Source organism: Candidatus Palauibacter australiensis (genome assembly GCA_026705295.1).
Taxonomy (GTDB): domain Bacteria; phylum Gemmatimonadota; class Gemmatimonadetes; order Palauibacterales; family Palauibacteraceae; genus Palauibacter; species Palauibacter australiensis.
On sequence record JAPPBA010000179.1, the window covers coordinates 1 to 19,964 of the forward strand.

A 19,964-nucleotide genomic window follows, 5' to 3' on the forward strand; every position below is an offset into this window, starting at 1 on the left:
CTGTCCGCTGTGGCTTGACAGTTGACAAAGTAACCTCCTCCCGTAAGACACCCGAATCCCAACCAAGTGCCGTCCCAATCTATGAAGATTCCACATGTTTCGTCACAGATTTGCGCCTCTGCCTTACTCGGCACTGCAGCACACACCAAGAAAAGCGCTACGAGTACAGCGAGTCGTTTAATGGTCATGGTAACTCCAGTCAAAGTTTGATTAGTTGAGGCTGCTAAAGACCTTTCGGGTCCAGTCGCAACCGGCGGAGAACAGGTTCGAATCGGTGCTCGCCCAGGACCCACAGCACACGTCGACCTAAGTCGTAACCGACCATCACACCCCAGTCGTTTGGCACTGACGTAGAGGCAATGTGACGCCCGTCACGAGTAAACAAATCCCAATAACGCGACGTTCCCTCGCGCCGACCGACAACAAACGTCGAATCAGTTAGTGAAATGGCAGCATGAAAAACGGGCACCTCCGACGTGGGTCGCCCAAACTCGATACGGTCTGATTGTTCGGTGATTGAGATCGCGTCATCTGGTGTCAAGTCGTATGAGAAGGGTGCTTCAATGACCGTGAAGCGTCTTCCAGTCAGGGAATAGTCATGAATCTCGTACGGCAGACGCCGTACGAAGAGCGCGCGGCCATCAGGAGTTAACGCGATGGTTCCAGCGCCAGAATAGGCGAGCGACATGGGGTTGGCAGCTACTGGCGCAGGAGCGAATGAGCTGACGTACAGCAACTCTGAATCGAAGACATGAATCGCGGAATCCGGTGATGGTCCTCGGGGCGCGATGCCTACGATGGCCAGACGGCCATCTCCATCCACTACGAGATCATCCATCTTGGCGAACCCGAAAGCCAGTTGCTGTCGGTCGATGAACGATCCTGCCGACGAGAGGCGGGAGATCGCGTTAGCAGAGGGATCGTAGACGTATACGGTGCCATCAGCAGCGACGGTTAGTCGATAAAGGGCGCGAAACTCGCCGGGGCCATCGCCAGATCCCCCAGACCGCCAGGCTAGGTCACCGGTGTGGTCAAAGGCAACAACCTCCGCGTTTCCCATGTCGGCGACATGTACCGACCCGTCTGGGCCGAGAGCAGCATCCGCGACGATTCCGAGTTCATGTTCGAGACCGACGATAGAGATCTCTTCCACTCTCAAGGGAAAACCCTCGTCGAACTGCGCCTGCTGCAGGGCGGCGAGCGGATCTATGGAGGCCTCGAGCAGCTGCCACAAGAGACCGAGGAGCATTGGCAGCGCCACCTTAGTCGCGCAACTACCGCGTGTCGAACGCTTCATGAGTTGTACTCGCTTTCTCCTGGATTCCTAAACGTATGGGGGAAGGCACGACGTTCTTGGGTCTGCATCTTGCCCAAGATCTGATCGCAGTGGCTCAATCATGTATAATGTCTCCGTTCTTTGGGTTTCGATTGGAGGCGCAGGACCGAGCGTTTCGGTTCCGCGCCCGCGTGGGTCCGCAGATGCTCGGGGTGAAGGTCGGCGGCAGCCGGAATCGACCGACCCACGGGGTGGGTTCGGGTCCGCTCGCGTAGAGCCAGGTGTCGGAGGCATCCACCGTGATGGCCTCCGTAGCCCGGTCTAGAGGCAGGGTCTTCACGTAGTCGCCATCCCAGGTGTAGACCTGCACCGCCGTCGTGGCCCATGGAGCCCCGAGTTCATCCACGCTCCGGCCGGAGAACAGGCCGTACACGTAGTGCCTTGTCGCGACCAGATCCGTGAATCCGTAGCGCGCCTCCGATCCCAGAGACATGACGGCCCTCCCGCCCCGTGATCGTCCCTGCCTCCACACCGGCTGAAAGGTGTCCGGCACGGCGGCCTGCGCGATCGACGCGCCATCGTAGTCGAATATCTCGAGCAGCCCTCCAAGGAGCGTAGCCGCCGCCAGCCGGCCCCCGGCGGGGTCCGCCACGACGCGGCTCTCGTACGCCTCGAGTCCGCTCGCGTAGAGCCACGTGTCGGAGGCGTCGATGGCGATGGCCTCCGCGGCGCGGTCGAGGCGCAGCGTCTTCACGTGTGTGCCGTTCCAGGTGTAGACCTGCACCTCCCGCGACGCCCAGACGGGCCCGTCCTCATCCACCCTCCGTCCCGAGAAGACGCCGTACAGGTAGCGTCGGGTGGCGGCCAGGTCCGTGAAGCCGTAACGCGTCTCCGGACTTACGGCCATGACGCCCTGCCCGCTGCTCGATTGTCCCTGGGCCCACGCGGGCTGGAAGGGGTCGGGCACCGCCGCCCGGGCGATCGGAACGCCGTCGCGGTCGAAGATCTCGAGCAGCCCGCCGAGGAGCGTCGCGGCGGCCAGGCGTTCCCCCTCGGGGTCGGCCACGACCCAGCTCTCGTACGCCTGCGGGAGCGTCGTTCCCGGCGCCTCCGCCACGTCGGGCGGGAAGCCCAGGATCGTGCGGTCGTAGCTCCGGTCCGCGTGGTAGCGACCGATACGACCCTCCGTGATCCATCCGCCGGCGAACCACGTCCCGTCGGAGGCGCGCACGAGCGCTCCGGCGGTCGGACCGTTCAGCGGGACGGTTTCGGGGTTCACCTCCGCCCCCGCTTCGATCTCCGGCAGGGACAACCGCGTCAGGCGCTGATGGATGCCGTCGAGGATCCAGACCTCGTCGGGCGATTCCGCGGCCCCGATCACGACTTGCTCCGGGTCCTTGAACTCGCCCGGCCCGTCGCCCTGGCGGCCGTAGGAACCGAGGCGCCCCGGCGTCTCGAGATCGACGACGTGAACCGACGGCTCCAGCATCGCGTCCAGCGCCACCACGCGGCCCCCGGCCAACCCGATCTCGACGATCCAGCCGAGCGAGTCGTCCGCGAAGACGGCGTCCGGCGTCAACGCGGACGGGCTGTCGGTGGCCAGCGCGGCCGGTTCCGCCTGACGACACGCGCCGATCGCCAACACCGCGACGGCCGACAGCCCGATCGCTGACCGCCTCGTCGCAACGCTACTAAGGCTCAACACAGCGCGGCAGCCGGTTTCTTTCCTGCATATCCGGGCAGATGCAGTCCATCTTGGATATGCTACCGCACCCCTCTTGGGTGCACGACGCGGCGGACAGCCCGAGACGGGCGGTGGCATCCGCATCCGCGGTGACGGGAACAATCGCGACGATTGTCGCGAACGCTGCCGTGGCCAAGAAACGTTTCAAGCTCATCGCCTTCCCTCCAGGATCGAGTGCTGCCGGCTACCCGGCCGACGCCGGGGGATGATCCCCCAGCATGAGTGCGATGCGGAGCGCGGGTGCGAGAGCCTCCCCGCGATATCGCAGGGTGCCACCGCGGTCCACGACGAAGAATTGCACCTCCCGCCAGGCGCCCAGCGCTTCCCAGACTTCGGATCGCCTGTCATACAGGAACGGGGGTAGCCCCGAAGTGCCGGCCTCAGAGGCGGCCTGATCCCCGCGCCGCAAATCAGGATTGACGGTAACCAGCAACGCTCGCGCACCAGCCGCCGCCAGTTCCGGACCATTGACCCGCAGCAGCTCCAGGCTCTCCTCGGGGACGTAGCTCGGTCGAAGGGTCTGGATGATCAGCGTCACGTCGCCGCCGGTCACCTCGTGCAACGTCCTCTCTTGTTCAGAGGCAATCTCGAGCGTCGCGCCCCCGTTGACCCACTCATCGAGCAGTGACGATGCCAAGTGCTCTCGCCACGCCGCGCGAGCTACAGCCAATCCGGCCTCCGTCGGTGCGGTCGCCCAATCTTCTCCCTCAGGCACGTAGGGTTCGAGAGGGATGACGGGGTCCGCCTGCGCGAGCGCCAGCAACTGGGTCGCGCGAGTCGAGGACCCGGCCTCCGCGTGGAATCGGGCCAACTCCACGAACGCACGGGGATTCCAGCTGAGTTCGGCGGCGCGCTCGAAGGCCTCGAGCGCCCCCGCGCGGTCACCACGAGCCACCCGCAGCCGTCCGAGAAGCACGTGCAGGCGGGCCCGACTCTCGGCGGCCTCGGCCTCGAAGTTGGCTCGCGTACCGGCGAGCGGCCGATCCCTGCCGAGCCAGTCCAGCCGCCCGTTCAACTGTTGCAGGATCCACTCCTCGGCGACCGGCCCAAGAGGCGGTACTTCAACCATGCGCTCCGCCACTTCGACGTCGAGCCGGGAGTCTCGAATCACGGGATTGGCAGCGTACCTCTCCAGCCAGACCCTTGTACGGACTGGATCGGCCACCTCCTGGGAAAGCTGCAGTCCGACCTGGGCTACTGAGGGCATCGGTGCGAGCCTCCAGCTCCGGTCCAGCGCGTCCAGCTTTTCTGCAGCCGACGTCGACGACATCAGGATCGACTCCAGACGTACCTGCGACGCGTACTCGTGCCGGGGATGTTTGGCGGCGAGTACGCTCCGCCAATACGCCTCGACCTCGCCCCGTCCGAGGAGGCGGGCGTAGAGGCTCAGGGCGTGCATTTCGCCCGGCCCGGGGTCGCTTCGCCGCGCAGCCGCATCCATCCGTTCCAGACGCTCGCGGTGGGCGCCCGGCGGGATCTCCCCGGAGTCCTCGGGCAGCGCACCCCGCCCGTACAGGAGGAGGGCTGCCCATAGCTCGGGGCGCTCAGGGTACTCCGACAGCGCCTGCTCGGTCACCTCGACGGTCCGGGTGGGGTTCAGACGCGAGGTGGCCAGCACCTGGTACAGGCGGGCCTCGAGCGTCGCTCGGCCTTCTGGATCCGTCTCGAGATACTCCCAAGACCGGCTGAAATCGCTGTCGATGTAGTTTCCGTCCGGGTGTTCGACGGCGGCGGCCGCGTACACGGTGCCGGGGGGCAGGGCCACCGCTCCGGAGAAGACGCCGGGGTCTTCCCGGGAGAGTTCGACCACGCGATATCCGGGTTCGGTCTGCGCAACGCGGAGGGAGTCGGGCACCCAGTAACGCAGCCGCACCCGGAGGCCGGGTTCCGCCGCCAGCGGCGAGACGGTCTCGTAACGGAGCGTGAGCGCGCCCGGCTCCTCGTGGTGGAACCGCAGAGTGCTCGAACCGGCCATGGCCCGCTCGGGTCCAAGCGTCAACGCGAGGACCGCCACGATCACGGCCAGCATGAGGGCCCCCGCCGAGACAGTCAGGGCCCGGGAGGACGCAACCAGGCTTCGTGAGAACGCGGCCGGCTCCGCCTGCGCAGCGGCGAAGGGGATGGGGGCGGCACTGTCCGCTTCCACGGGGAAGATCTCTTCGAACAGTCCATCGGGCGGCTTCGGCGTCGGCATGCTACGGAGCGCGGCACTCAACTCGCGAATGAGCTGGACCTCGCGCCGACAGACCGCGCACGAACGAAGGTGTTGCCGCACGGCGGCGGCGTAGGGCTCGGGCAACTCCCCATCCGCGTAGCGGTTCAGGGTCCACTCATCAAACTGTGTGCAGGATTCCATCTTACAGCTCCCTACTGCTCGAACAGCTTCGCACGAAGCAGCTTCCGCGCCTTGTGCAACCGCGACTCCGAGGTCGAGCGCGAGATATCGAGAAGCTCGGCAATCTCCCCGTGCGTACACCCCTCGATCTCCTTGAGAACGACAACGGTCCGCAGTTCCTCCGTCAGCGAAGACAGCGCGCGTTCCACTGCGATCGAGTTCAAGACCGGGAATTCCGGCGACGTGACGACCTCGCCGTCGTCAGCCGCCACAGCCATCGTCGTCTCATGTCGTCTTCGCTCCGCCCGGAGGTGTTTGAGAGCGGCGCGAGCCGTCACGGAACGAAGCCATGGGCCCAGCGGCCGCTTGCCATTGAACCGCCGAAGGAGCTTGGGAAGGTCACCAAAGACATCGTGTACTACATCTCGAGCATCGGCAGACGACTCCGTCAAACGGTACGCGACAGCGAACAACTGGTCCGAGTACTCCTCGTACAGGGACCGCAACGCTGAGCGGTCGCTGCGCGCCGCCCTGCGCGACAATCGCTTCTCCCGGGACGCGGTCATCAAGCCGCGCCACCTCGCACAACCAGGCCTGTCCCAGTGACTCGCTCCACGGAGAATCTTCCTCTCGCCGTCGGGGCTCTGTGTCGGAAGCCGATGCTGCCTCCGTGGATCTTCCCTCTACATCTTATATCCCGCCCGAGGGCGAAACTTGCATCGGGCTCCTCCGGCGCTTCTGGACGGAATGAACCCTCGACGAAGCTCATCGAATCTCTAAGTAGTGCTATAGCAATGTGATAGGAGTGGGGAGATTTCGGATAACGCGGTCGAAAATTGGACGGCGCTCGCTGCCGTTGGCCCCCCGACGACGACGGGCCAACTCGACGTGTCGGGAGCGCTCACTACCTGCCGGCGGGGCGACACACGGCGGCCTGCCCCGAGCTACCGGGGCAGGCCGGCCGTACGCTTCGCGTGGCTCCGCGGGGAGCCGTCGTGCGCGCGGGTCTAGCCGAGACGGATCACGCCGCGGCGGTGGTCGGGTCGCATGTTTCTCTCCTTTGGGGTTTGTCGTTCGTTACCGAAAGCGCGCCAGAAACGGCGCTTCCGATAACACAAACGCCTCCGGTTCGAAAAACCTTACATCGCGCCCTACTTCGTCCAGATGACGACGGCGCCGCAGCGGCTGTCGAAGCCGGAGAACTCCGCCGGAAGCGACGCCGCGCCGCTGTACACCTCGACCCCCCCGACCTCGAGCGGCAGGATGAAGTCGTTTACGGACGCGGGGTTGCTGCCCCAGCGGCCGTCGCCCGACCGGATCACGAGGACGCCATCCACGTACACGTTCAGTTCGCAGCCCGCGCCGCCGAAGCCGCTCGAGACTCTCCTGCTGAACACCCCGCACTTGCGTCCCTGACAGCCTACCCGAACTCCCGGCGCGTCCGCGATGAGATCCGTGACGCGGAGCGGATTCCGTCGCTCGATGTCCTGGACGGTGAAGAATGTGCCCAGCCCGGTCAGATCGCCCCAGTGTTTCCGTTCGTAGAATCCCTGCATCTCCAGCCGTCGGAGCCTCGTGACCGTCGCCACCAGGGGCGCGAGTTCCACAGGGTCTGGCGAGAGGCGTACGTCCACCTCCGTCGTGTGGCCCGGGGTAACCGTCACGCCGTGCGTCAGCGGTTCGTAGCCGATGTGCCGGATCGAAAGTTCGTACTCGCCCACGGGGAGCTCGCCCAGGACGAAGTGGCCTCTCCTGTCGCTCCGCGCCTCCTCCTGGCCCTGCGCCTCCTCCCTGCCCTGCACCCCTTCCCGGCGATCGGTGACGGACACGGCTGCCGCCGCCACGGGACGGTGGCTCCGCGCATCGCGCACCCGGCCGAGGAGCCGTCCCATCTCCGTCTCGCCCAGGGACCGCAGTTCGATTTCGTGGACCAGTCCGGGTTCGAGGGTGATCACGTCCTCTTCGGTCGATGCGCCTGCGACTTCCTGGACGGCCGACGTCGGCAGCTCTTCCGGGGACTCGATGGGCAGCGCGGGGTCAACCTGCACATCCTGCCAGGCAACCCGGGTGAGCAGTTCCAACTCCACGCCCACGTCCGCCCCCGCCTGCCGGAGGAGGGCCGGTTCGCCCAGCGGGATGCGGCAGAGCACGAATTCGCCCTCTTCGCCGGACACGTCACTGGCGCTATCCGTCCGCTCGGTGACGTCGACCGTCCCTCCCACCAGCCGGATCGTCCAGGTCCGCCACAGGGCCTCGACCGCAACACCCGGGACGGGGAGTCCCGTATCGGGGTCGCGCGCGACCCCGACCACCGCGCCCCGGCTCCCGTAGGAGGGCAGATCCGGGCAGGTCCGCGTGAAGACGGTCTCGGCGGAGGGTGTCCAGAGTTCCAGGGCCTCGCTCCTGCGGTCGTCGACGACCACGCGCCTTTCGTCCGGCCGGAAACCGGCCGTCCGCAACCTCGGATGGCCCACGCCGAGCGCATAGACGCCATCGGGAAGCCCCGTCACGCGGAAGGCGCCGGCGTCGTCGGTGACCGCGCTGAAAGGCGCCTCGGCGGCTTCCGGCCTGGGATTCAAGGCCACTGCGTCGTCCCAATCGCGCAGGACGATGTCCGCTCCGGGCAGCGGTTCGCCGCCGATGCTGTCGCGCACGACGCCGGCGACTACGCCCTCACCGGTTCCAAACCAGCGTCCGCCCGCGAAGGCCTCTACGACGCTGCCGCCGGTCTGCCGATACGCCGCAAGCACGGGTTCCGGGTCCCCGGTCAGGCCGGCGAAGACTGGACGGAGTGAACGCCCCCGGATCGGAAAGCGGATCCACCAGTCGCGGACGTAGAACGGGCCGCCAGGCACCCGGTCGAAGAAGAGGTTCGCGCCGACCCGGCGTCGATCCGTCCCCCGTGGCAGCGGGACGTTGCGGTACCGCAACTCGACCTCGCGCAGCGCGGCGCTCGCCTCGTCGAGCCACAGCGTCCCCTCGATCCCGATCACGTTGCTCCCGCCGCTGGGGCGGAAGGTGATTCCGAGTCTTGCCTCGCCTTCCACCTCGTCGCGCCGCAGGCCGAAGCAGTGTGCATCCCTGAACTCCTCCGACAGGAGGACGGTCGCGTCCGGCGCATGGAACACGGAGGAGTCCCGGTCCACGACGGCGTAACCCTGGGTCACGAGTTGCCGGGCGGGGAGGCTCCGGAAGGGCGGCGGTCGCACATTGCGGCGTGTGCGGGTCTCGGAACCCAGCGTGACGAGAGAACGCGGATCGACGGTGCGCTCGAATTCGGTGAGAGTGAACGTGAGTTCGCCGCGATCCTCGGCCCAGACCGCAGTCTCGAGCGCCTTGCGCGCTTCCTCCCACACGACGGCAAGCGCCTCGCCCTGCCGCGGATCGTCGAGACAGGCGCCCGTCACCTCGACGCGAAGGTCGCCGAGCCGCACCGGCTCCCGCGGGACGTCGACGGTGATGGCCAGGGCCTGCCCAGCGGCGACGGCGTACGGCTCCGTGACCCAGTCGGCGTATCCGATGCGCTCAACGCGGATGCGGTACTCGCCGGGGCCGGGCGCCTGGAACGAGAAGGCGCCGGCAGCCGCGGTGAAGTCGGCCTCCACGGCCGCGCCGGACCGGTCCAGCAGGCTGACGAAACCGGCCGAGATGAGGCGCCCCCCGTCGGCTTCGCGCACCGTTCCGCTGATCCGCTGCGCGGCCGCCGCCGATGGCAGGGCCAGCACCGCGGCGATCGCGACAAGCGGCCCGACCACGCGGACGCTCCGGGACCACACCGGATTCATTTCGTCCACACCACGACGGCGCCACACCGGTTTCTGAACCCTCCAAACTCGGCCGGGAGACTCGCCAGCCCCTTGTAGACCTCGATCCCGCCGACTTCCAACGGCTTCACGAACTGGTCCAGTTCACCCTGCCGGAGCCTGATGCCGTCCAGATATACGGCCATGGGACAGGTCAGGCCCGCACCCGAGAAACGTCTCCGGTTCTTCAGCCCCGGCGCAACGCTCGGAACGAGCATGCTCACGAGGTGGCTCACTCGAAGGGGGCGCCAGCGTTCGATGTCCTCTTCCGTGATGAACGTGCCGAGCCCGGTCAGTTCACCCCAGTACTTTCTCTCGTAGAACCCCTTGATCTCCAGCCTCCGCGGCCTCTCCACCGTTGCGACGAGGGGCGCCAGTTCCACGGGGTCCGCCGACAGAGCGATCTCGGCCTCCGTCGTAAGGCCCTGTCGGACCATGACCGCGTACGTGAGCGGGGCGTAGCCGATGTGCCGGACGGAGAGTTCGTGCTCGCCGACGGGCAGCGCGCTGAGGACGAAGCGGCCCCTCCGGTTGCTCTCGACGCGTTCGGCCCGGTCCGGAACGAAAACCTCGGCCGCAACCACGGGCTGGCGGGTTCGGGCGTCGAGCACCTGGCCGATGAGTCGGCCCGTTCTTCTCTCCGCCAGCACGAGTCGGAGTTCGACTTCGTGCCGCATTCCCGGCACGATGACCACTGTCTCTTCCTCGCTAGAAGCGTCTCCGAACTCGGCCCACAGCGTAGCCCGCCGCGCGTCCCTCGGAACGCAGAGAACGAGGTGCCCGGTTACGTCGGCGGCTTCTCGCACGGGCCTCCGAACGGCATCCGTCCAGCGCAACACCACCGTCGCGTTGGGCATCCCCATCGTCCCGGCGTCGTCCCGGACGGTGACAATGAGCGAGGCTCGGTCCCCGCAGTCCGCGGCCTCCTGTCCGGCCAGGGGTGGGGGCGCCGCAGCCCAGATCGGCGCGACGAGCATTGCGGACACGATGCGGTGCCCCTGGGGAAGGCGGTCCTGCCGTCGCGCGCCGGCTCGTTCGAACGATCGAGGTCGCCCCGGGGATCGAAGTCCTCCCGGGCCACTGTCCATGGACGATCCTTTCGCGTTGTCCCGCGCGCGTGCGCCCGGGCAGGACACACGCCTCCAGCTTATGACGCCGCCAGCGAGCACGGCGTCACATCAGTGGTAGAAGACGTCGACGAGGGCGAGGGGGATCGCCGGGACGTACGTCACGAGGAGGAGGACGGCGACGAGGACGGCGACGAAGCGGAGGTTGACCTTGCTCACCTCCCAGATGTCCGCCTTGGCGACGGAGCACGCGGTCACGAGCACGCTCGCCACCGGCGGCGTCTGCTGGCCGATGCCGAGGTTGAGGGTGACGATGAGGCCGAAGTGCACCGGGTCGATCCCCGCCGCGCGCACGAGCGGCATCACGATGGGGACGACGAGGATGATCGCCGCGGCCGAGTGCAGGAAGAGGCCGATGACGAGGAAGAAGACGTTGAGCAGCGCGAGGATGAGCCACTTGTTCTCCGTGAGCCCCATGATCCCGGCCGCGACCTGCTGCGGGAGCCGCTGTTCGGTGAGGTAATCGCCGAGCAGGGCGGAGGTCGCGACGAGGAGCATGACGACGGCCGTCTGCACGCCGCCCTCGAGCATCGCCTCGCGCAGGTGGGCGAGGTCGAGTTCGCGGTAGATGAGCCCGCCCACGACGAGCGACGCGACGACGGCGAGCCCCGCCCCCTCCGTCGCCGTCACCCAGCCGCTGAAGATCCCGCCGAGGATGATCGCGGGCAGGAGGAGGGCCCAGCCGGCCTCGCGCGCCGTCGCCCATACGCGGCGGAGTTCGAACCGTCCCTCCACGGGGAAGTCATGGCGGCGGGCGTAGAGCCAGGCGACGAACATCAGCAGCAGGCCACCGAGCACCCCGGGCACGATGCCGGCGACGAACAGCTCGACGACCGAGGCCTCGGCCATGACGCCGTACAGGATCATGGGGATGGACGGGGGGATAATGACGGCGAGCGTGGCCGAGGAGGACGTCACGGCCGCGGCGAAGGGCGTCCGGTAGCCGCGTTTCTTCATGGCGGGGATGAGGATGGAGCCGAGCGCGGCGACATCGGCCACGGCGGAGCCCGAGATCTCCGCGAAGAAGAGCGAGGCGGAGATGCCGACCATCGCGAGGCCGCCGCGGATGAACCCGACGATCGCGGAGGCGAAGGCGATGAGCCGGCGCGAGATCCCGGTCGCGTTCATGATCGCGCCCGCGAGGATGAAGAGCGGGATGGCGATGAGCGGGAACGAGGTCGCCCCGTCGAACAGCACGAGGCCCGCGTTCGGGAGCATGGCGACGCCGCCCGAGGCGACGATGGCGACGAGCGCGACGATCCCGAGCGCGACCGCGATGGGGACGCCGACGGCGATGAGAAGCAGCAGGCCGGCGAAGAGCGCGAGGAGCGTCACGGCTCCCCCTCCCCGATCGCCTCACCGGCCGCCTCACCAGTCGCATCACCGGCCGAGACCGTCTCCCCGGAGCGGGCGTCCTCCGGGGAGAGCGCGTCCCTCAGCCCCAGAAGTTGCGCGACGATGAAGAGGACGGCCCCGATGGGGATCACCGACTGCGCCAGCGCCGCGGGCACCGACGGCAGGCTCACGAGCGTCGTCCCCTCGAGCACGCGGACGACCTGCCAGCCCGCCCACGCGACGGCGGCGAAGAAGGCGATGATGGCGCCCTCGGCCGCGAGCACCACGGCGAGCCGCGCGCGCCCCGTCAAGTGCTGGGTCAGCGTGGGCACGCCGATGTGCGCCCGGCGCAGCGCTGCGAGCGCCGCCCCGTAGTAGGTGAGCCAGGCGAGGAGGATCGACGCCACCTCGTCGTACCACACGAGCGCCGCCCCCGCCTTCCGGAAGCCGACCCCCACGACGACGACCAGGGCGAGCGCGGCGAGCAGGACGAGCACCGCCCCCTCGAGGAAGCGCCGAACGCCCGTCCTCAGCATGGGGATGGCGACCCGGCGGTCGGGCCGGCTATGAGCCCGCCTCTGCCGATCCTGCCTCCGATCCTGCCTCCGGAGCGGCCTCGGCCCGCGCCCTGTCGATGAGGGACTGTCCGTCCTCGACGGTGGCCGCGAACTCGTCGTACACGGGCTCGCTGGCGGACTCGAAGCGGGCCGGATCCGCCTCGTTGATCTCCATCTCCGTGGCCTCGAGCTCGGCGAGCAACTCGCCGTCCATGCGCGCGGCCGTCTCGTACACGAACGCCTGCATCTCCCGCGCGATCGCCTCCACCTCGGCGCGAACATCCTCCGGGTGACGCTCCCAGCGCCCGGCGCCCGTCGTGACGAAGGCCGGGCTGTACACGTGCCCGGTCAGGGAGAGGTAGTCCTGCACCTCGTGCAGCTTGGAACTCGTCACCTGCGTGAGCGGGTTCTCCTGCCCGTCCATCACCCCGGTCTGGAGCGCGACGAAGACCTCCGAGAAGGGCATCGGCGTCGGGTTCGCGCCCAGCGCCTGGAAGAGCTTCACGCGCCACACGCCGCGCGGCGTCCGGAGCTTGATCCCGCTCAGGTCCTCCGGCCCGCGGATGGGTCGGCGGGAGTTCGTGATGTGACGGAATCCGTTCTCCCACACCGCGAGGATCCGGTAGCCGGCCTCCTCCGCGCGGGGCGCGAGTTCGGGCCACACGACGGCTGCCTCGATCCGTCTCATGTGCTCGCGGTCGCGGACGAGATACGGCATCTCGAACAGGCCGAACGCGTCCACCATCGAAGACATGATCGTGGAGGGGATGGACATGTCGAGCGTGCCGAGCCGCAGCCGCTGCAGCATCGCGTCGTCGCCGCCGAGCTGGCTTGCGCCGTAGACGTGGAGCTCGGCCCGGCCGGCGAGCCGTTCGTTCACGCGGCGCGCGAACTCGTTGGCCGTCACGTCGTAGAGCGAGCCGGGGGAGCCGACGTGGCCCAGCGAAAGTTCGACGACCCCCGGTTCCCCGCCCCCTCCGCACCCGAAGCCGGCGAACGCCGCGGCGACCGACGCGACGGCGAGCTTCGTGACGGCGAGCACCGGAGTCCGTCCCACGGGCCGCTTCATGCCCCGGCCAGGAAGTCGGCGGCGGCCGCCAGACCGCCGGGTTCGTGCGCGATTCCGCTCGTCTTCAGTCCCATCTCCACCCCCGCCAGCGCTCCCATCAGCGTGAGTTCGTTGAGATCTCCGAGGTGCCCGATCCGGAACACCTTCCCCCTGAGGGGGCCGAGACCCGTCCCCAGCGACATGTCGAAACGTTCGAGCACGGTGAGACGGAACGCTTCGGCATCCTCCCCGTCCCCGACCATCACGGTCGTCCCGGCGCTCGACACCGCCTTCGGATCCTGACAGTAGTTGCGCAGACCCCAGGCGGCGACGGCCCGGCGCGTGGCCTCGGCGTGGCGCGCGTGGCGGGCGAAGGTGGCGTCGGCCCCTTCCTCCCGCAGCATCGCGAGCGACGCCTCGAGCCCGTAGAGGAGCGTCGTGGGCGGGGTGTAGGGGAAGTAGCCGCCCTGGTTGTCCCGCAACATCGCCGTCCAGTCGAAGTAGGCGCGCGGCGTGCCCGGGCGCGCGCGGTGGCGGGCGAGCGCCTTCTCGCTCACCGCGCAGAACCCGAGGCCGGGCGGGAGCATGAGCCCCTTCTGGGAGCCGCACACGGTGACGTCCACGCCCCACTCCGCCTGCCGGAAGGGGGTCGCGGCGAGCGAGGAGACGGCGTCGACCATGAGGAGGGCGGGATGGCCGGCTTCGTCGAGCGCCTTCCGCACGGCCGCGATGTCGCTGGTGACGCCCGTCGAGGTCTCGTTGTGGACGACGAGGACAGCGCGGATCTGCCGCTCGGTGTCGTCCGCGAGGCGCGCCGCGATCCTCTCCGGGTCCGCGGGGCGCCGCCAGTCGCCGTCGATCGCCTCCACCCGGTGCCCGAGGGCCCGTCCCACCTCTCCCCACTTCGAGGCGAAGAACCCGTTGTTCCAGAGGAGGACGCGGTCGCCGGGGGAGAGGACGTTGGCGAGGGCGCTCTCCCAGCACCCGGTCGCGGAGGATGGGAAGATGAAGACGTGCGCGGGGTCGCCGAACACCCATTTCAACCCGTCGAACAACCCGAGCGTCATCTCGCCGAACTCGGGTCCGCGGTGGTCGATGACGGACCGGTTCATGGCCCGGAATACGCGCTCGGGCACCGGGGTCGGGCCCGGAAGCTGCAGGAAGTGTCTGCCGCTGCGGTAGGTCAACGGTGGCTCGCTCTTGTCAGGTCGGGGCTTCCGCCGATACAACTTGGCTCGTGACCCGCCCAATCTCTCACGACCGCGCCGGTTCGCAACGGCCCCGGCCCGGACCCGACGCTCGACGCGAGGCCCGGCTCGAAGCTCGACTTCGGGCGGGGCTCCGGGGAGAGGTCCGTTTCGACCGCTTCACGCGCGGGCTGTACAGCACGGACGCGTCGATCTACCAGGTGGAGCCGCTGGGGGTCGCGTTCCCGGAATCGGCCGGCGACGTGCGGCGGGCGGTGGAACTCGCGGGCGAGCACGGGACTTCGGTCGTCGTGCGCGGGGCGGGGACATCGCAGAGCGGCCAGTCGATCGGGCGGGGCGTGATCCTCGACACGAGCCGGGGGCTGGACGGGGTGCTCGACTTCGATCCGGCCGCCCGGCGCATCGTGGTCGAGCCGGGGATCGTGCTGGACCGGCTGAACGCCTTCCTGCGGCCGCATGGGCTCTTCTTCCCGATCGACGTGGCCACATCGAGCCGCGCCACGCTGGGGGGGATGGCCGGCAACAACAGCGCGGGGTCGCGCTCGGTGCGGTACGGCCACATGGTCGAGCACGTCCGGAGCATCGAGGTGGTGCTCGCGGACGGCCGGCGCGCCGAGTTCCGCCGCGACGCCGGGGCGAGCTGGGCGTCCGGGGACAGCCTCGGGGCCGACATGCGGGCGCTCTACCGGCGCGAGGCCGACGAACTGGCGCGGCGGGTGCCGGACGTCCCCCGGCACGTGGCGGGCTATGCGCTGCACCGCCTGGGCCGGGAAGGCGCCGGGCTGTCGGATCTTCTCGTGGGTTCGGAGGGGACGCTCGCGCTCTTCACCGCGCTCGAACTCGACCTTCAGCCCATTCCCTCCGTGCGCGCGCTCGGCGTGTGCCGCTTCGACGGGACCGGCGAGGCGCTGGCCGCGGTGCCGGCGATCGTCGCGCTCGAACCGACGGCGGTGGAACTGTTCGACGCGACCGTGCTCGGGCTGGCCGCGCAGATGCCGAGCTTCGAGCGGGTGCTCCGGCAGCTCGGGGAGGACGGGAGCGGCCCGCCGCGCGACATCCTCGTGGTCGAGTTCGCGGGGGACGACCCGGAGCGCGTCTCGGCCTCCCTCTCGGCGCTCGAGTCCGCGCTGGGCGGGATCGCCGTGGGCGTCACGCGCGCGGAGTCCCCCGCCTTCCAGGCCCGCATCTGGGCCATGCGCAAGGCGGGGCTCAGCATTTCCATGTCCCAACCCGCCGCCCGCAAGCCGCTCGCCTTCATCGAGGACTGCGCGATCCCGCTCGAGCGGCTGCCGGAGTGGTATCGCCGGCTCACGGAGGTCATCGACCGCCACGCCACGCACGCCGTGTGGTACGCGCACGCCTCGGTCGGCTGCCTCCACGTGCGGCCGGCGCTCGACCTGCGCGACGGAGACGATGTGGAGCGGCTGCGCGCGATCGCGGTGGACGCCTTCGCGCTCGCGGGCGAACTGGGCGGATCCCATTCCGGCGAACACGGGGACGGCTGGATCCGGTCGGAGTTCCTCGAGCCGATGCTGGGCGCGCGCCTCGTCTCCGCGTTCGGAGAGATCAAGCGCCGCTTCGATCCGGAGGACCGGCTGAACCCCGGGAAGATCGTCGACCCACCCCGCATGAACGACCCCACGCTGCTGCGGGCTCGGTACGGACTGGAGACCCGAAAGCTGCCGACGGCGTTCGACTGGGGAGCGTGGGGCGGGTTCTCGCCGGCCGTCGACATGTGCAACAACAACGGGACGTGCCTAAAGCGGAGCCCCGGCGTGATGTGCCCGTCTTTCCGCGCCACGAGCGACGAACGGCATTCGACGCGCGGGCGCGCCAACGCCCTGCGGCTGGCGCTGTCCGGGCAGTTGGGGGAAGACCCGTGGACATCGCCGGAGTTGTACGAGGCGATGGACCTCTGCCTGGGCTGCAAGGGCTGCCGCCGCGAGTGTCCGACGGGGGTCGACATGGCGCGGATGAAGGTGGAGTTCCTGCACCGCCTGCGAGCCGAGCAACCGCTCTCGCCGCGGGACCGGGCACTGGCGTATCTGCCCCGCTACGCGCCGCTGCTTTCGCGCGTGGCCCCGCTGGTGAACCTGCGGAACCGGATCCCCATTCTGGCGCGTCTCGGCGAGCGCATGGCGGGTCTGGCGGCCGACCGGCCGCTCCCCCGCTGGTCGTCACAGCCGTTTTCCCTGCGCGGCCGGGTCTCCGCGCGCGAGAATGGCGGTCCGAGGGTCGCGCTCTTCGTCGACACCTTCACGCGCTACTTCGAGCCTGAGAACGCCCGCGCCGCTGTGCGAGTGCTGACGCGGGCGGGCTATCGGGTGGAGGAGGCCGATACCGCGGGCAGGCCGCTCTGCTGCGGGCGCACCTTCCTCAACGCGGGCCTGGTCGAGGAGGCGCGGGTCGAACTCGACCGCACCGTCCGGGCGCTGAGCCGCTTCGTGGCGCGGGGGATTCCGGTGGTGGGGCTGGAACCGTCATGCCTGCTCACGCTGCGCGATGAACTGCCCGCGCTGGACTCCGGGCCCGAGGCGGCCGACATCGCGGACCGGGCCCGGCTGCTGACCGAATGGCTCGTCGAAGCGGCGGCGCTCGACCGGCTCGACCTCGCTCCCCTTCCCGTCCGGCGCGTTCGCGTCCACGGCCACTGCCACGAGAAGGCGTTCGGCGCCGACGGCCCGACGCTGGAGGTCCTCCACGCGATCCCCGACCTCGAGGTCGAAGCGATCCCCGCCGGCTGCTGCGGGATGGCCGGTTCCTTCGGTTACGAGGCGGAGCACGGGGGGATCTCCCGCCGCATCGCCGAACTCGAACTCCTCCCCACCGTCCGCGAACTGCGCGACGACGAATGGCTCGTCGCCAACGGCACAAGCTGCCGCCACCAGGTCGCCGATCTCGCCAACGCAACGGGCCGCCACGTCGTCACGGTCCTCGACGCCGCCGCTTTCCCTCCTTGACCCGTCGCGCATCCTCGGCACGGACGAGTGAAGGGAGACGGGTGATCCGGCGTTACCCTCCGGGCCGTGTGCTCAGCCAGTCGCACTCCTCGTCCGAGACCAGGTACATCAGAATCCAGGTCTGAAGCTTCTCCGAATCGTCGATTCGCCGGTCCAGAACGAATAGCGTATCGCCCCGGAAGGTCTCCATCGGCCGAATGTCGAAGTCGTGCGGCACGAGGGTGTCCACACACGCTTGTGAGAGGTCTGGCGAAAGGATCCCGACCCAGGTCTTGGCGGTGAGCACCGGCATCGGTTCCATCTTCAGTGCCGTCTGGTCGTGGTGGGTGAACAGGAAACCGCCGGCCGGCCGCGGAAAAAGTTGGCGCAGTTGCGAACTCTCCTCCAACTGCTCGCGGCCCGGGATGCGCTCGATGTCGATGCGTTCCCTGAGGTCGGCCGGAACGCCCTTCCTCCGCGCCACCGGGATGTCCAGCGTGTCCACCACTTCGCCCCGCAGGTTCAAGACGAACATCTCGTCCAGTCCGGACCAGCCCTGCACGAACCGTCCGTCGGCGTACGCAAGCGAACTGATCCGAAAAAGGGTCGCATACGCCCAGTTGCCGCTCCTGACTGATGCGGCGTATTGCTCCGGGAGTCCGCCCATGCTCGAGAATTCGTCCGTGGCCGGCCGCCAACGAGTCACCGATGTTTCGCGCTGGAGCTCGAAATCCGTCATCCAGACGTCCTGGCCGATCACCACCGGGGGCGTGATTCCGCCCAGCGCGGGAAAGTCCACAACCCGAATGGTCTCTCCGGTGTTTCGGTCGAAGATGTTCACTCGTCGCGAGCTTGTGACCTGTGCGGCTACGGTCGAGTCGTCGAGCACCATCGGAACCCCTGGGCCGCCGCGAAACTCCCCCGGCCCCTCTCCCGGCCGTCCGTACACCAGCATCAGGCTACCGTCTCTGCGGAACCTGAGGAGTCTTCCCGAAAAGAGATCCGGTATGTAGAAGGACCCGTCGAACGGGTCGATGACCGGCGTGTACGGATTGCCGATGTACAGCGTGTCGGTTTCCGGCAGTAGAATACTGTCGACGGCAGTGAGCGTCGGCCCCGCCGTGTCCGCGGTCACGGGTGCGCCGGACTCGGAGCCGCAGCCCGGGATCAAGAACATCCCGCCGGCGAACAACGCGACGCCGACACGACGGGACCAGCCCACTCTGCCCCCCTACCGTCCTGAGATGTTCGATTCGGGGACGGCGGACATCGTCTGGAGGCGCTTCTTGAGCGGGGGCGGGATCTCGATGCCCCGCCAGTCGCGGCTGCCGTGCTCGCGGCGGGCGCAGACGACGGTCCAGTCGCTGCGGGCCACGACTTCCCTCCCCTCGGAGCGGTCGACCGTGAACTCGGCGGCGTAGCGGATCGCCTTGCGGCGCACCTCGCGCACCCGAAGTCTCACGTCGACCTCGTCGCCGTAACGGACGGCGCCCAGGTAGTCGCACGAGACGGAGACGCGCGGCATCCCGAACACGGAGTCCTCGTTCCAGCGGAAGCCGACGAGGTCGAACGACCGGTAGAGCGCGTGCTCGGCCTCCTCCATGAACTTCAGGAGCGCCGTGAAATGGATGAGGTTCGCGGTGTCCGTATCCGCGAACTCCACGCGCCGCGTGTAGACGAACTCGGAAGCCATGCGGCAATCTATCACCCCTTCGAACCCTGGCAGCCCGCGACCTGGTCACGACACCAGGGTCGGCGGGCCGGGAGGTGCGGTGTCGGTTGAACCGAGGCACATCACGATCGAGCGGCGGGTGCGGTTCGCCGTGCTCAAGCCGCAGGTGCGGCCGGCGACGGAGATCTGGTTCGCCCTGCACGGATACCACCAGCTCGCCCACCGCTTCCTGCGCTACTTCCAGCCGATTCACGAGGGCTCGCGTTGCATCGTCGCCCCCGAGGGCCTGCACCGTCACTACGTCGACCACGAGTCGCGCAAGGTCGGCGCCTCATGGATGACGAGCGAGGACCGTCTCACGGACATAGAGGACTACGTCGGCTACCTCGACCGCCTCCACGCGCACGTCATCGCCGAGGAGTCCCGGCAGACGTCAGGCGGCTCGGCGCCTCCGAGGATCGTCGGACTCGGCTTCTCGCAGGGGGTTCACACCCTGTGCCGCTGGGTCGCGTTCGGCCGCGCCCGCATCGACCGGGCCATCCTGTGGGGCGCCACCGTCCCGCCCGACCTCGACCTGAGCGAACACGGCGACACGCTCTCCGCCGCCGACCTCCACCTCGTCGTAGGCGACGAGGACGAGTACTACGACCGCCCCGCCATCGACGCCCATGAAGCGCGCCTGGAGGCGGCCGGCATTGCATTCACCTCCCACACCTACCCCGGCGGCCACCGCCTCGACGCCGGGCCCCTGCAGCGTCTCGCCGATCCCGGAGAGATCGGATAGGACGTTCCCGCGGGAACGTCCCGGGTTAGCGCTGCGGCGCCACCGCCCCGACCAACTAACTAAAGCCGGGGCTACCGGACGATGTCGTACTGAACCACATACGGGATGTCGAAGGCATCCCTTTCCACGACCCAAC

General features: G+C 68.6%; 14 protein-coding genes. 2 read left to right on the top strand and 12 right to left on the bottom strand.

Features of this window, described 5'->3' with window-relative positions:
* Nucleotides 1-223: 223 nt before the first annotated feature.
* The 10 genes from OXN85_14720 to OXN85_14765 all read right to left on the bottom strand — a co-directional run bounded on the left by OXN85_14720 (nt 224) and on the right by OXN85_14765 (nt 14,412).
* Nucleotides 224-1,297, bottom strand: a complete 1,074-nt coding sequence (locus tag OXN85_14720; GenBank protein MCY3601217.1) for a hypothetical protein — start codon at nt 1,295-1,297, stop codon at nt 224-226.
* A 94-nt stretch (nt 1,298-1,391) separates the two neighbouring features.
* Nucleotides 1,392-2,921, bottom strand: a complete 1,530-nt coding sequence (locus tag OXN85_14725; protein MCY3601218.1) for a BF3164 family lipoprotein — start codon at nt 2,919-2,921, stop codon at nt 1,392-1,394.
* A gap of 283 nt (nt 2,922-3,204) precedes the next feature.
* A complete protein-coding gene (locus OXN85_14730) occupies nt 3,205-5,376 on the bottom strand; it encodes a zf-HC2 domain-containing protein (GenBank protein MCY3601219.1) in 2,172 nt (723 codons plus the stop codon).
* Between the two features lie 11 nt (nt 5,377-5,387).
* Nucleotides 5,388-5,921 carry a sigma-70 family RNA polymerase sigma factor gene (locus tag OXN85_14735; GenBank protein MCY3601220.1) on the bottom strand — a complete coding sequence of 178 codons (534 nt, stop codon included), beginning with the start codon at nt 5,919-5,921 and terminating at the stop codon, nt 5,388-5,390.
* 585 nt (nt 5,922-6,506) lie between these two features.
* Nucleotides 6,507-9,110 (bottom strand): TonB-dependent receptor, encoded by a 2,604-nt coding sequence (locus OXN85_14740; GenBank protein MCY3601221.1) that lies wholly within the window; start codon nt 9,108-9,110, stop codon nt 6,507-6,509.
* A 26-nt stretch (nt 9,111-9,136) separates the two neighbouring features.
* Nucleotides 9,137-10,135, bottom strand: coding sequence for a carboxypeptidase regulatory-like domain-containing protein (locus OXN85_14745; protein MCY3601222.1), 999 nt, complete (start codon nt 10,133-10,135; stop codon nt 9,137-9,139).
* Nucleotides 10,136-10,336: 201 nt separating this feature from the next.
* Nucleotides 10,337-11,620, bottom strand: coding sequence for a TRAP transporter large permease (locus OXN85_14750; protein ID MCY3601223.1), 1,284 nt, complete (start codon nt 11,618-11,620; stop codon nt 10,337-10,339).
* Nucleotides 11,617-12,156 (bottom strand): TRAP transporter small permease, encoded by a 540-nt coding sequence (locus OXN85_14755; protein ID MCY3601224.1) that lies wholly within the window; start codon nt 12,154-12,156, stop codon nt 11,617-11,619. The genes OXN85_14750 and OXN85_14755 overlap by 4 nt, the downstream gene beginning before the upstream one ends.
* A gap of 28 nt (nt 12,157-12,184) precedes the next feature.
* A complete protein-coding gene (locus OXN85_14760) occupies nt 12,185-13,246 on the bottom strand; it encodes a TRAP transporter substrate-binding protein (GenBank protein ID MCY3601225.1) in 1,062 nt (353 codons plus the stop codon).
* A complete protein-coding gene (locus OXN85_14765; GenBank protein MCY3601226.1) occupies nt 13,243-14,412 on the bottom strand; it encodes an aminotransferase class V-fold PLP-dependent enzyme in 1,170 nt (389 codons plus the stop codon). Before OXN85_14765 ends, OXN85_14760 begins: the two co-directional genes overlap by 4 nt.
* 50 nt (nt 14,413-14,462) lie before the next feature.
* Here OXN85_14765 and OXN85_14770 point away from each other — a divergent pair, with 50 nt between their 5' ends.
* Nucleotides 14,463-17,393, top strand: coding sequence for an FAD-binding protein (locus OXN85_14770; protein ID MCY3601227.1), 2,931 nt, complete (start codon nt 14,463-14,465; stop codon nt 17,391-17,393).
* A gap of 52 nt (nt 17,394-17,445) precedes the next feature.
* On the opposite strand, the gene OXN85_14775 is transcribed toward OXN85_14770, so the two are convergent.
* Both OXN85_14775 and OXN85_14780 read right to left on the bottom strand, forming a co-directional pair.
* Nucleotides 17,446-18,507, bottom strand: a complete 1,062-nt coding sequence (locus OXN85_14775) for a hypothetical protein (GenBank protein MCY3601228.1) — start codon at nt 18,505-18,507, stop codon at nt 17,446-17,448.
* Between the two features lie 96 nt (nt 18,508-18,603).
* Nucleotides 18,604-19,065, bottom strand: a complete 462-nt coding sequence (locus OXN85_14780; GenBank protein ID MCY3601229.1) for a thioesterase family protein — start codon at nt 19,063-19,065, stop codon at nt 18,604-18,606.
* A 79-nt stretch (nt 19,066-19,144) separates the two neighbouring features.
* Between OXN85_14780 and OXN85_14785 the strand changes: the two genes are divergently transcribed.
* Complete coding sequence (locus tag OXN85_14785) at nt 19,145-19,828, top strand: esterase (GenBank protein MCY3601230.1); 684 nt, start codon at nt 19,145-19,147, stop codon at nt 19,826-19,828.
* Nucleotides 19,829-19,964: the final 136 nt, after the last annotated feature.